Raw genomic sequence first — 14,467 nt, 5'->3', positions numbered from 1 at the left:
ACTTAATAAGGAAATCTTACAAATAATAACCATATAATACTATATATTGAGCGTATATGTACTGAAAATGAAGGCAACAATAGTAAAACTATTATCATTCGATGCCATATCAGTTGCATGCTCTGCTTTTTCCCTCACGTTAGAAACCGCTTCACCGAACCGGTAACTGAAGCCAATCCGACTTTCGCGTTTTCACACAGTGTTCGCCAGGAAATTTGGCCCAAAGTGTCGATTTGAAACTAAAGGGTATCGACGATGTCACTCTTTGGAAAACAGCCCCATCAGGCCGGGTAAAAACCAGAGAGATTCGTTAGGTTGCTGCCACTATTGCTGAAGCCGGATAGTCATAAGGCGGATAGGCAGTGTGTGAAACAAACCCCGCCTACCGAAAATGGTTTACGTGCTTTAGGTACTACTTTATTCCTTCTTGATCGAATAGCACTTAATTTAGCAGACTTTTATACGAACCCTTGTTTCGTCAACTAGACTCCTACCGTATTTAACCCGCCAATTAGTACCGAACTGGTTGATGATGGCGGCTAACTTAATCTGAACGTGATTAAAAAAGTAAGTCTGTTTTTCTGCGTTATCCTGTTTAGCCTGACTGCATTCGGGCAAGCACAAAAAGCAAGCCAACCGTCTGGTAAAAAGCCATTTGTGCTCGGCGAAATTATCGAAATACAATCCCGTATCCTCAACGAAAAAAGAACCCTGAACATCTATCTGCCTCCGGGCTACGACCCAAAAGACACCCTGAAATACCCGGTAGTGTATTTGCTGGATGGCTCGGCAGACGAAGATTTTATTCACGTAGTAGGGCTGTATCAATTCACTGCGTTTGAGTGGATCAACATAGCCCCGAAGTCGATTATTGTTGGTATTGCCACGGTTGACCGACGGCGGGATTTCACTTTTCCGACAACGATTGACGCGGATAAAAAGAAATACCCTACGTCTGGCCATTCGGAGAACTTCATTCAGTTTCTGGAAAAAGAACTGGTGCCTTATATGGAGAAGAATTATAGGACGAATGAGGCTAAGACCCTGATCGGGCAATCATTAGGAGGTCTGCTGGCTACCGAAGTACTGTTGAAAAAAACCATGCTCTTTACACAGTACATCATTACAAGCCCAAGTTTGTGGTGGGACAACGGCTCGCTGTTGAACCTCGACGCCAGCCCGTTGGAACGCGCCGAAAACCGGCAAACCAACGTTTACATTGGTGTCGGGAAGGAAGGGCTGACGCCAACCGAAATCCCCCGGGTTATGGAAGTGGATGCCAATCTGCTGGCCGAAAAAATAAAGAAGAGTAAGCCCGGTACCATGACTGTCTACTTCGATTACCTGCCGGACGAGGACCATGCCACCATTGCCCATCAGGCCATTTACAATGCCCTGCGTTTTTTTGCCCCTAAAAAGTAAGCCATTCACCCGTTCCGGGCGTTTGTCACCTGCGGTTATGGGTAGGGATCAATTGCCCGGTCTGCTATATTTACACAACTTGCTGAAGCGATAACCCTTTTGACAGGGCCTGTTTTCTGAGGCACGTTAGCTCATTATTGTCGACAATTGAATGGAAAAGAAACGGACAACGGCTCCATCCACCCCTCCAAAAGCGAAATTCATTGCGCTGAGCGAGAGCATTATTGAAAAGATAAAAAATGGTGAACTACTGCCGGGCGACCAGATCCCATCCGAAAATGAGCTTATCAAAACATTCAACATCAGTAATACAACGGCCCGCAAAACACTCCTCGAAATTGAATCCAAAGGCTGGGCACGGCGAATAAAGGGCAAAGGAACCTACGTGCTGAACCGGACGGAAGATCACCATTTGCTCCGTACGCTTGGCTCGATCTATGCCACCCGACGCGGTTTTCACGATAGTCTGATTGCCGAAGGATTTACCCCCAGGAACATTGTGCTGGAGAAAACGATTTTACAGGACGGCATCTCGTCCGAAATCAATGGCCGTCACTTTATCATTGAAGGTCCGGCGCTGAAAATTCATCAGCTGCGCTATGCGGATGAGCTACTAATTAAAGATGAAGTCAAATACATTTCCCTGACGTTGTGTCCCAAAATCAACAGAATACCTACGGAAGTCTCTTACTTTAAAGTCTACGAGAACAACTATCATTTAAAAATCGACGAAGTTCAGCAGACACTAGGCGTAAAAATTCTGGAACCCAACACCACTAATTTTGACCTCAGCAAGCCAACGCCCGTCTTTGTGCTCGACAGTGCCGTTATCTGCACCGGCGACAAGGTCGTGGAAATTGAACAGTCGTATTACCACGGCGATAAGTATAAGTTCGCCGTTATTGCCAGTCCTGAACACGACTACCGGCAGCCCAGCCCAATTACTTCGTAAACCATTTCAGAATTTCGCTGGTAATGAGCTCATGACCGGCTCGGTTCGGGTGGTTCACGTGCGACATGTAGTTGGTCAGTTCCCCGCCTTTGGCTACCCGTTTAAACTGGGTGTACGGGTCTGCCAGGCCTACATTGTACTGCTTTACCAGCTGGTGAATTTGCTGAACGTGCGGCTCCAGCGGGTTGGCCGCATCCAGAATGTTCAGCCGCTGGTCGGGCGAGGGCGTTAAAAGGATGACTTTTACGTTTCGAGCCAGGGCGGCTTCCACCATCTTCGACCAGGCTTCTTTCACCTTGCCGATGTCCGAGAACCGGTCGTTGAGGGCATAGTCGATGAACAGCACATCGGGTTTATGCACGAGTACCTCCTGCTCAAAGCGGGCTTGTCCTTTTATCGCATTTTCTCCGCCAATGGCCGTAACGATAATATTAATGACCGCATAGGGGTACTGCTTTTTCAGTTGGGCCAGCACCAGATTCGGATACGATTCCAGCGTATGTACCTCGTGGTCGTGCCAAAAGCCTGCGGGTACAGAATGCCCATGAAACACCAGATTGATGGTTCGGTTTTTGGGCCACTGTACGGTTAGTTCCAGTTTTATGTTTGCTAAATACGTGGCCGAATCGGCGATGGAAGACGATTGAGCTTTGGCACTGATGGTCAGGACTATGAGTAAGGTAAGGACTACGTAGATTTTGTTCATAAACAGGGCATAGACAGGTTGGGCAATTTACCGAAGATATTTCTCAAACCAATTGGCCAGCACGCCCAGGTCCGACTCCCAGGTTTCGTCCCAGCCATGCCCGCCACCCTGATGTACGATCAGTTGAGCGGGCACGCCCGTTTTTTTTAGCTTGTCAATGAACCGCTCGGATTGCTCAAGCGGCACGATCGGGTCGACCGTCCCGTGTAAAATCAGGGTTGGCGGGGTATCCGGAGCAATGGCCATCAATGGAGATAACGACTCCATCAGCCTCAGCTTCTCCGCTCTCGATTTCCCGTCAACGCCAAACTGCGGCCAGTACCGCCTAACGGTATCGCATTCGACAAATAAGCGGTTCGGATTTCCAAAATTAGCCAGATCGGCTGGCGGGAAGAAACAGGCCACTGCCTGCACCCGACTGGAGACCCGGTCGACAGAATCGAGCGTAGCAGCGGGGCTTCGCTGCGTCGTATCCGGTAAGCGGGGGCGACCAACGCCGGTGCCGATGCACAAGGACAGGTGCCCGCCCGAACTCATACCCGAAATACCCAGCCTATTGGGATTCACGCCGTACTCGGCCGCGTGAAATCGAATGAATCGAACGGCCCGGTGAATATCCTGAATGACTTCGCTAACCTGAAATTTGGGTGCCGAGCTGTGAATGACAAGGAATACCGTTTGGCCCCGGTCGGTGAAGTAATGGAAATGCTTCCGGCGTTTTTCAATCATGCTGATGTCCGAATGCCAGCCTCCGCTCAGGGTAAAAATAACACCAATGCCGTTGGGTTTAGCCGGTTTAAGAACATCCATCGTGAGCGCCGTTCCGAACTTGTGTCCGTAAACAACATCGCGGATGCGGGTTGGTTCATCGGCAACTTCCGGTTGTGTTAATGGCTGAAATACAGACTTGTCGGTGGCTGAAACGAATGGGGCATTCAGTCCAATCAGCAGCAGTAAGAGTTTCCCGATGTGTGTTTTCATTTCCGTTATCAATTAATGCATTTAAACTGTCGGTAGGCCTCAGTATCAATCACCAGAATGTTACCAGATCGCCGGTTACGTTTTCGACTACGTAATGCTTACCGTACGTCTGATCGCCGGATTTGAAGGCCGTTTGCCCTTTTTTCCAGGGGTAGCTGGTATTCGTGTAGACATGCAGTGTCTGATCTGTAATGCCATCGTCGGGGTAGATGCGGACCGTGGCGTTTTTCAGGCCCGTTAGCCGAATACATCGTTTCATGTGTTTTACGCCCGATGTCATTTCCTGGCACGACACGATACCATCGGGCTGGTCGATGAATACCCGGCTCTCCCGATGCCAGGCTTTGGGCATTGAATAGACCGAATAGCCATTGGCCAACTCGGTTTCGTAGCCTGTCAGAATGGGTGCGCCCTGCGGTAGTTTGAACCGATGAGTAATGGTCGTATTGGGGCAGTACCCCGAAAAGAAAAAGCCGTTGCTGCCCCGCGAAATAGTCAGTACGGGATTCTTAACGGATGGATTTCGCTTGTCGACCCGGTAGTCGAGGCCAAACTGACTGAGCACATAGCGCATCAGGAGCGGGCCGGTAAAGAGTTGTTCCGGGTCATCGGGCGTCAGGAGTTTGCCGCCCGTGAATTTGCTCGAATTGGTGCCGCGAACATACGCTACTTTGCCGCCGTTCCATTCTCGCTTTTCGCGCGTCCAGACCACGTCCCGCTGGGTTGTTCCCTGCATTAGCTGAGCCAGCACCTTCGTTCCAGCATCGGCACTGTTCTTTACCTGTGTCGCTACGCCCCCACCCGAAAACAACGCGTTGTGAACAATCCTGTCAGGGTACTTTTTGGTGAGTTCGTCGAGCATGATCGTTGACTTAACCTGAAACTCGCCCTCAAGGGACTTGGTATTCTGAAGGTTCAGCAGATTCAGAAAAGCGGGTCCGGCATGGTCGGCGGGGCCGTAGACGAGGAGCTTGCCACCCCGCTGCACAAAGTCGATCAGCGTTTTTTCGAGCGACGATCCCGCGTCCGGCACGATGGACACCAGAATAGACTCCTTAAAGTATGTGGGTTTGGCTGATAATACGTTCTGGAGCGAGCCCGTCGACGTGATCGTATTCAGCGGAAATCCGTTGTTGATGGCCTGTCGGATGAGCCAGTCGCCGTAATAGATTTCCGGCAATCGGTCAGGTTGTTTATAGGCCCAGCTATGGTACTCGTCAAACGGATAGACCCACACCAGTGGCCCCGGTGCCGTGGGCGAATCGTAGCGGGCTTTCAAAATATGGGGCGTTACTTCGTCGGGCACCTGCGACGGCATTTCGCCATACGAATTATCAGCCGTCAGGAAGTTCAGGTGGGTAGGCAGTCTGATCTCGCCCTTTGCATTGATGCGCGCCACTGCCATTGGCAGGTAAATATCGTGCGGCTCCTGCCCGTAGCGGTCCAGCCACGGACTGTTGACCCACCAAGGGTCATGTGTGTAATACCTGAACAGATACCGCTCGTCGGGCAGCTCAGCCATGCGCGACATATACCCGACCATTTCCAGCCCGAAATCACCGTCCAACGCGGCCCAGGGCGAATTAGGCGGAGGAAGCATGTTGTACTTGCCGCCGTAAATCTGTTTTAGATCAACGCCATCACGCGCTAAATCGGCCCCGGTCGATAGGTTCGTACCCCGGGTTTGAATCTGAAATGCCGGGCATTCCTTGCGAAACAGGTTCCAGAAACCGGCAATCAGGGCTTTGGTATTCGCTAGTTTTTCGGGTGCAAATGCTTTGCCGTTGAAGATGGCCCCCGTCGATGACCAGCCTTCAACCCCAAAACCAAAACCGTTGCTGAGCCAGATGTAATCGTAGCCTAAATCGGTGAGAAAATGCTGGCTCTGCCGCCCCAGAAAGGTACCAAAAGGCGTGTTGGCCGGAATGCCTTTGGGAAACCCGGCATAGGCATCGGCGTCGGCGTTTAGGGTCGAGTAACAACTGACCATGGTTTTGTGACCCATGGCATTGCCACCCAGAATCTCGGGGTGTTTTCTGTACTTGAACTCTGATTTGGCAAACTCCGGCCCCGGATCGAACGTAGCCCCGATCAGAACGGGCTTTCCGGTTATTCGTTTGCCCGTTTCTTTTAACGTTTGAATGATAAATTTCAAATCACCGTACGTAAACGCTGGCGGATTTTCCATGTACAGATACGCCCGTTCGTGAAGGGAGAGTTCTTTCGGACCTGAACCCACTTCGTGCTCCGTATTGGGATTGCCGATATACCGCGCCCATTCCAGCGGTTGATCCAGCTTCCCCTTGTAGTCCAGAATCTCCGACCCATCCGACGTCCAGAGCATGACAGAAACCGTATCCGTATGCCGTAGCAGGGCCGACCATTGCGTAAATAATTCGGTAGCTACCTGCCGGATATAAGCCTTGTCATTTTTCTTGAACGGCTTAAGTGAAGCCTCCAACGTGATGTTATTGAACGGCTTTCCCCGCAACGTCGAGTTGTCGAGGTTAGGCGTATCGACGGTCGTCGTAAAGCCAAGCAAAGCCAGACTTAACAGACTAAGAAAGGTCAGGAATTGAGTGCGCATAGGTTGAAAAGTTAAGGTAACGTACCCATGGGCTTCAGCCCGTGACTCACCGAGCATTGGTCACGGGCTAAAGCCCATGGGTACGTTAATATCCCGGGTTCTGCTTCAAAGTTGGATTCAGGTCGATTTCGGCTTGGGGAATAGGAAACAACAACTCAAAATCCTGCACCGAAAAGTTGAGTTTCTGGCTGGCATAATGCGCATTTAATACGCCCTGCGCCCGCCCGGTTCGAACCAGGTCGAACCAGCGATGGCCCTCGTACAGAAACTCAACACGTCGTTCCCGTTCGAGCGCCAGCCGTAAATCAGCCTGCGAAAGTCCCGCCAAAGCAGGTAGCTTAGCCCGCTGACGTACCTGATTGAGAGAAGGGAATGCCTCCGTCGTTTTACCCTGCTCGTTCAGCGCTTCGGCATACATCAGCAGCACATCGGCGAAGCGAAGAACGGTAAACGAAACGCTGCCATCGCCCGGATCAACCGCTTTGAAGTCAACAAATTTCAACCCGTATCGGCTGTAGGATTTCCGGCCGCCAATCAACGTGACCGAATCGCTCACGGATACGGCCTTGCGGGCATCGCCGGTTTCGTAGGTCTGGATCAGGTCCAGCGTTGGCACGATGCGCCCCGCTCCCTGCGAATTATTGGGGAAAATAGCCATGCTCGTAATGGCGGGGGTGAACAGCGCCGAGTAGTTATTGCCCAGCGTCTGACCAGAGAGGTAAGCGACTTCCAGAATCGTTTCGGGCAGATTCGTGTTGCCGTTGGTCGACAGCGTTTTGTAGTCGGCAACCAGCGAAAACTGCTTTGCGTCGATCACTTCCTTCAACTTTGCAGCGGCCAGGTCGTAGCTCTTTTGGGTTAAATAGACTTTACCCAGCAACGTTTTTACGGTCATCTGCGATGCTCTGGTTTTGTCCGTCACGGCCGTAACAGGCAGCAAAGTTTCGGCGCTGGTCAGGTCTGACACGATGAGTTTGTACACCTCTTCTTTAGGCTTCAGGGTAAGGTCGGCGGAAGCTACCTGCGCTGGGCTGGTAAATGTTTGCGTGGCTATAGGGACATTACCAAACATGCGTACGAGGTAGAAATAGCTGAACGCCCGCAGAAACTGAGCCTCGCCTTTTATCCGGTTCTTGACGATCGGGTCGAAGGTAACGGCATCAATCCGGTTCAGTATATTGCTGGATTGCGAGATGGTGTACAGACACGTATTCCAGACCGACCGGACGTAGGCATTCGTTGCCGTAACGCCATTCTGATCCAGTTGCATCTCATCGGCCGAGGGCGACGACCATTGAATTTCGGCATTGTCGGTCGTTAGATCGCCCACGTAATGGATGGTGCTGCTGCTGTAGAGGCCCCGTGTAGTACTGTAAACGCCAACCAGCGCCGTCTCAAAATCATTTTGATTCTGGTAAAACCCCTGGTCGCTGATCTGGTAAGCGGGTTTGAGGTTCAGGAAATCCTGACAGGATGATAAGGTGGCCGTTACCGCTAAAATGGCCAGTATTCGCTTTTTCATGATGGTTAATGGGAGTTAATCAAGGGTCTGATCAGAAGGTCACGCGCAGGCCAACGGTATAGGTCCGTGGGTTTGGATACGAAAAGAAGTCGACGCCACTTCTGGCCAGGTTATCGCCCCCGGTACTGCCTTCCGGGTCATAGCCCGGATACTTCGTGAAGGTGTACAGGTTCGTGACATCGGCATAGATCGAAAGGGCCTGAAGCTTTAGCTTGCTGACTGCTGTCGATGGAAACGTATACGATAAATTGACGTCCCGAATGCGGGTGAACGACCCATCGAACAGGTATTTGGTCGTTCCGGCGCTGAACCCAAAAGCATAATCGTTCCGGATAGCACGCGTGTACAACCCGGCACCCGGACTTTCCGGCGACTTCCAGCGGTCGGCCATAGCCGCCAGTTGGTTCTGCACCCCGGCCCCGTTGAGGTTGACCTCGCCCCCCTGAAAATAAACCTGGTTGCCGTAAGTGCCATTCAGGCTCACGCTCAGGGCGAAATTCCTGAAAGTGAAGCGGTTGCCTAGTCCCCACGTATACCGGGGCCACGGATTGCCGACAATGGTTCTGTCCGATGTGTTGATGGTGCCATTGCCGTCGGCATCCTGGTATTTATAGTCACCCGGCTGCACGCGTGGGTTCTGCTTCGGGCTGTTGTTGACCTCTTCCTGCGTCTGGAAAACGCCAAGAATGTTGAGCAGCCGGAAGCTGGAAATCGGGTAGCCAACCTGCGCCACCTGATAATCGGACGTGACGATCCGGGCCGAATTCGAGTTGAGCGCCAGCACCTTGTTTCGGTTCCAGCTAATGTTAAAATCCGTATTCCACTGGAACGGCCCTTTGGCGATGTTCTGCGAATTGACCGTCAGCTCGATTCCCTTATTTTCCACCTCGCCGATGTTCTGAACCGAACTGCCAAAGCCCGAAGCCGAGGGCAGGGTTACGTTGAGCAGCAGGTTCTTTTTATAGGCCTGGTAGGCGTCGACCGTAAACGACAGCCGATTCTGGAACAGCGACAGATCTATACCCACATTGCTCTGCAGCGATTGCTCCCAGGTCAGTTCGTCATTAGCCAGGCTCGTCGGGATGATACCGGATACGATCTGACCATTCGCCACCGTTCGAGCCACGCCCAGCAAGCCCTGCGTAGCGTAGTTTGGAATCAGGTTATTGCCCGAAATACCATAGCTGGCCCTTATTTTCAGGTCGCTGATAAAGCTGGCCGACTTCATAAACGGCTCATCCGACAGGCGGTAAGCGGCCGAAATCGACGGGAACGTTCCCCACCGGTTTTTCGAGCCAAAGCGCGAACTGCCGTCTTTTCGAATCGTCGCCGTAAGCAGGTATTTTCCGTTATAGGTATAATTCACTCTGGCCAGCCACGACATAATGGCCCATTCGCTGATGTAGTTCGTACCCGTCGAAACGGTTCCTGCGGCCAGAAAAGGCACATAATCGGTCGAGAAGCCCGTTGCCCCGGCCTGGAGTATCTCGTCCGAATTCTTCTGAATGGTGTAGCCCGCCAGCGCATCGATGTCATGTTTGCCACCAAACTTATGCCGGTAGTTAATGGTGTTTTCGTTCAGCCAGTTCAGGCTTTTAACTTCCGTTGCAGCCGCCGTAGCCGCACCCGTCCGGCTGGTCGCTAACCCCACCTTCGACGACTTCCATAAGCGGGTTACGTTGTTGGAGTAGTTGACCCCGACGGACGTTTTCAGGACAAGCCCCGGTGCCAGATCGAACTGTAAGTAGTTATTGGTGAATACGTTGGTGTTATTTCGTTTGTCCGAAAATTCGGCGGCAATGATCAGCGGATTTTCGACGGGAATCCCCGTTGGACTGGAAAATTCGGAATAAGGCGTACCATCGGAGTTTCTTACCGGGATGGTTGGGTCGCTGGCGAGGGCCGCCGAAATCAGGCCCCGAAACTGGAGGTGTCCTTCGGCCCTGGCAAAGTTGCCGTACGAATGAGCGCCCGAAAACGACGCGCCGATTTTCAGACGGGAGGTAAGCTGGGCGTCGATGTTAGTGCGCAGGGTAAACTTGTTAAAATCCGACCCGATGATGATACCTTTCTGGTTGAAAAAGCCGCCGGAAACGTAATAGCTAACGTCCCGACTCGTGCCACTGGCCGACAACTGGTAATTCTGAACCATCCCTTTCTGGAAAATCACGTCTTGCCAGTCGGTCCCGTAACCGGCATCGGCAAACTGGCCGGGGTTACGAAAGTCGGGCTTCACCTGCGTAGCCGTACTCCGAACGTTGTTTGGGTCGGTGGCTTTACCGCCCCCGAATACCCAGGCGTTGTCCCGCCCTTCGGCAACAAATTCGGCATACTGGCGGGGCGTCAGCAGTTTCATTTTGCGAGCCAGTTCCTGCATACCCGTCGAATGTTCGAAGCTGATGGTGGGTTTACCAAGCTTACCCCGTTTAGTCGTGATAATAATGACCCCGTTGGAGCCCCGCGAGCCGTAAATAGCCGTGGCCGACGCGTCTTTCAGCACCTGAATCGACTCAATATCGGCAGGATTGATGATGCTGAGCGGGTTGATCCGGTTAGTCGAGCTGCTGCTGGCAAGCCCGCTGGCCGTGTAGGAATTGGCCCCGAAACTGCTCAGATCAGAGCCGCCCCCGCCGGTACCAATGGCGTATCCATCCACCACATAAAGCGGTGAGTTACCACCCGTAATGGAACTGATCCCCCGAATGATCACGTTGACATTACCTCCCGGCGCTCCCGATGTTTGAGTAATTTGCACCCCCGCCACTTTGCCCTGCATCATCTGGTCGACACTCGTAGCCGAGGGTACCGGCACCAGGTCTTTGCTGGTCAGGTTGACGATAGAACCCGTCAGGTCTTTTTTGCGCTGGGTACCGTAGCCCACCACCACTACATCCTGCAACTGCTGCTGGTCGGTTTTCAACGCGATGGTGAAGTTGGTGCGCGGCTGGCCATTGCCGTTGCTGACGGGTAGTTCCTGGGGCGCGTACCCAATGAAGCTGATCACCAGCGTCGCATTGGCCGCTACGGTCAGCTTGAAATTGCCGTTCACATCCGAGGTAGTACCATTGGTGGTTCCTTTCTCGGTAACGGTGGCCCCAACTAACGCTTCGCCGTCTTCATCGGCGGTAATCTTACCGCTCACCGGCACTCTGCCCGACTGAGCGGACACGCTATGGGCAACGGTCAATACGCTTAACATACTCCCGATGACCAGGAGCCGAAGCCGATGAAATAAATAGTGATTCATGGAAAAGAGTAAGGGTTAGAGGTTACAAGATTTTCAGCCGTTAACGATGACGGATTCGATTTTCAGGTAGTCGGCAATTTTCCGGATCGACTCGGCATGGTGGCCGATGCCCAGCGCAAAGTGGTGGGTTGGCCCTTCCTGAATCCAGCGTTTGAGGAACGTCCGAACATCGGGTTTGAAAAAGCCCCGGGTATTGGTATTGCCCGTTGGGGGAATAGGCCCGGCAATGGATTCGCCTTCGGCAATGACAAATTTCATCTTGCCTTCGTAGTTCGAGCTGATGCTCAGCATGGTAATGGGACCTTCCTTTATCTTGAACTCGACTCCGGCCCCGAATCCGGGTTTGCCGTGGTATTTTTTCAGACTCCGCAGCACCGGCTGCCCTTCGGCGATGGCAATGTTGTGCGGCCCATCGTGGCCAACGAGCACAAAATCCTCGTTGAAATCGACCGGGTGAAACTCGGCGAAGCTGCCGCCAATGCCCAGTCGCTCCATAATGAGCATGGCAATGCAGGTTTTCAAGTCCGATTCGCCACACATGGGAAAGCCCGCGCCCTGAAGCAGCGAATTACCGACAATCAGATTCGACATAACCACCCGCGTGTCGCTGCCATCGGGGCCATCGTAGTAATAAGCCAGCCCGTCCAGCTTCCGGGCTTTCACGAATCGTTCAAGCGCCACGGCCGCCTGAGCCGCAATGTGCAGATCGGAGTCCCTCAGTTTCTCCGAAATAGGATCGGAGACGGGGTCAGGGGTATCGAAAAAAGCCAAGATACGCTCTTTAACAGCATTGATTTCAGTTTCCGTTGCCTGCTGGTATTCCGTAACAATTTCGTGCGCTTCGCACTGAACGATGTGGGCACCGAAATGAGCCGTCAGCATGGTCGAGTCGGAGTGCATATCGAGCATGGCTTCGATCGGATGACCGATATGACCGATCTTAGCCGTTTTCAGATCGTGCAGTACGGCGGCTATCCGGCAGTATTCTTCAATTTCGGCATCGGCAGCAGGGTCGTCGTGCAACGTGCCGATAATCATCTGCGGCACTTTTTTGCCCATTCGGACCGCTACCCCGGCAAACTCCGGCAACGAGCAGATATCATCATTGTACAATTGAAGATAGGTCGACGCCTGGCTGTAGTTCATAGCCTTATCGGGCTGAAGGGCCACCAGCACAATGGGAATGTCGACGCTTTTGATGATGATGCCGAACGTACTTGAGGTGGCATACGTCAGCATATCGCAGAAAATCAGGTCCAGGTTGGCCGCATTGAGTTTCGGGACAAGTTCATAGGCTTTCGTAACATCGTCGATCAGCCCGAAGTCAACGATGTCGACGGCCCCCATCGATTCAACTTTCTCGATGAAAACAGCCTGTTTTTTCAGCAGGTCATCCAGCAAGCCATCGAACTGACTCCAATATTTATAATATCCCACGCCAAAGACCCCGATCCGGGCGGTCGTTGGTTTTCGTTTGACAAATGCGGCCTGACTGGCCTGGGCTACTCCATTTGGTGATAGGTTCTGCATGATTTAAAGTTGGTGTATTTGTGCAGTTGAGTTAGTGCACTAAGTTTAACTGAAGATTAGTTTACCTTGTTGAGCGAGTATTTCACGAAGCCACTCTGTCAAAGCTGATTTAATGAGCTGCGACTGGGGCAGAAGGATTAACTGGGTCCTGCTCTGAACCAATAGGCAAAGATTTTATACTGGGAATGAGCACGATAAGCAGAACGAAAGCCAGTGGATACAGCAGTCCCGAAGCGATCCAGAGCGGGGTGTATGAGTACCGTTGAATAATTACGCCCATCAGGGGATTGAGCAACAGACTTGACACCGCGCCGGCCGTTCCGGACAGGCCCACCACCGTCGACGTCGCTTTCTGGCCAAACATATCGGAGATAGACGTAATGTAATTGGTGATCCAGAAACCATGCGCAAACATGAAAACCGACATCAGCGCAACGGCAACCTCCACCGACGAAACCCACGAGATAGCCGGAGTAGCCAGCGTTAGTACAGCCGCAATGCCCATAACCGTTTTTCGCGCTCTATTGACCGAATACTGGTGAGCGATCAACTGACCCGAAAACCAGCCCCCAAGAATGTTGGCAATCCCAAGGGCTAAAAAGGGTATCCAGAACAGTTTTCCGATCGCTTCGAACGACACATTTCGAACTGAACTCAGGTACTTGGGAATCCAGAACATCATGAAATAGAAGACCGGGTCGAGCAGAAACCGGATCAGGATGAACACCCAGGTAGGTCGTATTTTGAGCAAATCCAGAAAGGGAACCGTTTTTCCAGCAGACAGAGTTAGCGGTTGCTGAGCAACCATATTTTCTTTTTTCCAGGGCGTTAGCAACCAGACAATTACCCAGACGATACCAATCAGGCCGGGAATCAGGAACCCGCCCCGCCAGCCGTAATGAGTAGATAGCCAAATAGTTAGTGGCGGAGCGATTACAGCGCCAATGGCCGAACCACCAATCGCTATCCCGTTCGCCAGTGCGCGTTCTTCCTTATCGAACCACCGGTAAACCGTCCAGGCCGCACCCGGAAAGCAGCCGCCTTCGCCCATACCCAGCAGAAACCGGAATGCCAGCAATTGCGAAAACGAATTCATTACTGCGTGCAGGCTGTTGGCTACCGACCATAGACCCACCGAGATGGCCAGTCCGATCTTGCCCCCTACCCGATCGATCAGCCAGCCGCCCAGCGTGAACATGATGGCGTAGCTGATCAGGAAGCTGGTATTGATCAGTCCATATTGTACGTCTGAAATATGAAACTCCTGCTGAATCTTGATGATGGCGATGGACAGTACCTGCCGATCCAGAAAACTTAGGCCCGTAGCCACAAAGAGTAACGAAACGATCAGCCAGCGGAGATTTCTTTTCATACACTTAACGCACTAAGTTAACAGAAGCAAAGATATAAGCTCAAAATCAACAAAATCAAGATTTATAGTATTTTTTTTTAATTGAATTGAAATAATTCAACACTTACACAAATAGAACCGACATAGCAGAAAGGCATTGCCAGCTAAA

At 52.0% G+C, this 14,467-nt stretch carries 9 protein-coding genes; 2 read left to right on the top strand and 7 right to left on the bottom strand.

What is annotated here, in order from left to right; genetic code table 11:
• Window positions 1–555 precede the first annotated feature (555 nt).
• Both CRO74_RS17215 and CRO74_RS17210 read left to right on the top strand, forming a co-directional pair.
• Window positions 556–1,422 (top strand): alpha/beta hydrolase, encoded by an 867-nt coding sequence (locus tag CRO74_RS17215; protein WP_097127358.1) that lies wholly within the window; start codon window positions 556–558, stop codon window positions 1,420–1,422.
• 151 nt (window positions 1,423–1,573) lie between these two features.
• Window positions 1,574–2,374, top strand: coding sequence for a GntR family transcriptional regulator (locus tag CRO74_RS17210; RefSeq protein WP_097127356.1), 801 nt, complete (start codon window positions 1,574–1,576; stop codon window positions 2,372–2,374).
• Here the strand turns inward: CRO74_RS17210 and CRO74_RS17205 are convergent.
• The 7 genes from CRO74_RS17205 to CRO74_RS17175 all read right to left on the bottom strand — a co-directional run bounded on the left by CRO74_RS17205 (window position 2,364) and on the right by CRO74_RS17175 (window position 14,319).
• Window positions 2,364–3,080: an SGNH/GDSL hydrolase family protein gene (locus tag CRO74_RS17205; protein ID WP_097127355.1), complete on the bottom strand. Its 717-nt coding sequence runs from the start codon at window positions 3,078–3,080 to the stop codon at window positions 2,364–2,366. The genes CRO74_RS17210 and CRO74_RS17205 overlap by 11 nt on opposite strands.
• Before the next feature lie 27 nt (window positions 3,081–3,107).
• Window positions 3,108–4,061 carry an alpha/beta hydrolase gene (locus tag CRO74_RS17200; protein ID WP_097127353.1) on the bottom strand — a complete coding sequence of 318 codons (954 nt, stop codon included), beginning with the start codon at window positions 4,059–4,061 and terminating at the stop codon, window positions 3,108–3,110.
• A gap of 49 nt (window positions 4,062–4,110) precedes the next feature.
• Entirely contained in the window at window positions 4,111–6,648 is a 2,538-nt protein-coding gene (locus tag CRO74_RS17195) for a hypothetical protein (protein ID WP_097128650.1), read from the bottom strand.
• Window positions 6,649–6,733: 85 nt separating this feature from the next.
• Entirely contained in the window at window positions 6,734–8,170 is a 1,437-nt protein-coding gene (locus CRO74_RS17190) for a RagB/SusD family nutrient uptake outer membrane protein (protein ID WP_097127351.1), read from the bottom strand.
• A 31-nt stretch (window positions 8,171–8,201) separates the two neighbouring features.
• Entirely contained in the window at window positions 8,202–11,417 is a 3,216-nt protein-coding gene (locus CRO74_RS17185) for a SusC/RagA family TonB-linked outer membrane protein (RefSeq protein WP_097127349.1), read from the bottom strand.
• Window positions 11,418–11,450: 33 nt separating this feature from the next.
• The gene (locus CRO74_RS17180) at window positions 11,451–12,947 is read right to left on the bottom strand and encodes an L-fucose/L-arabinose isomerase family protein (protein ID WP_097127347.1); all 1,497 of its coding nucleotides are present in this window, start codon (window positions 12,945–12,947) and stop codon (window positions 11,451–11,453) included.
• 109 nt (window positions 12,948–13,056) lie between these two features.
• Window positions 13,057–14,319: an MFS transporter gene (locus CRO74_RS17175; RefSeq protein WP_097127346.1), complete on the bottom strand. Its 1,263-nt coding sequence runs from the start codon at window positions 14,317–14,319 to the stop codon at window positions 13,057–13,059.
• Window positions 14,320–14,467 lie beyond the last annotated feature (148 nt).

The sequence above is a fragment of the Spirosoma fluviale genome (assembly GCF_900230225.1).
GTDB classification, from domain to species: Bacteria; Bacteroidota; Bacteroidia; order Cytophagales; family Spirosomataceae; genus Spirosoma; species Spirosoma fluviale.
This window is presented reverse-complemented; position numbering and strand designations above follow the sequence as displayed.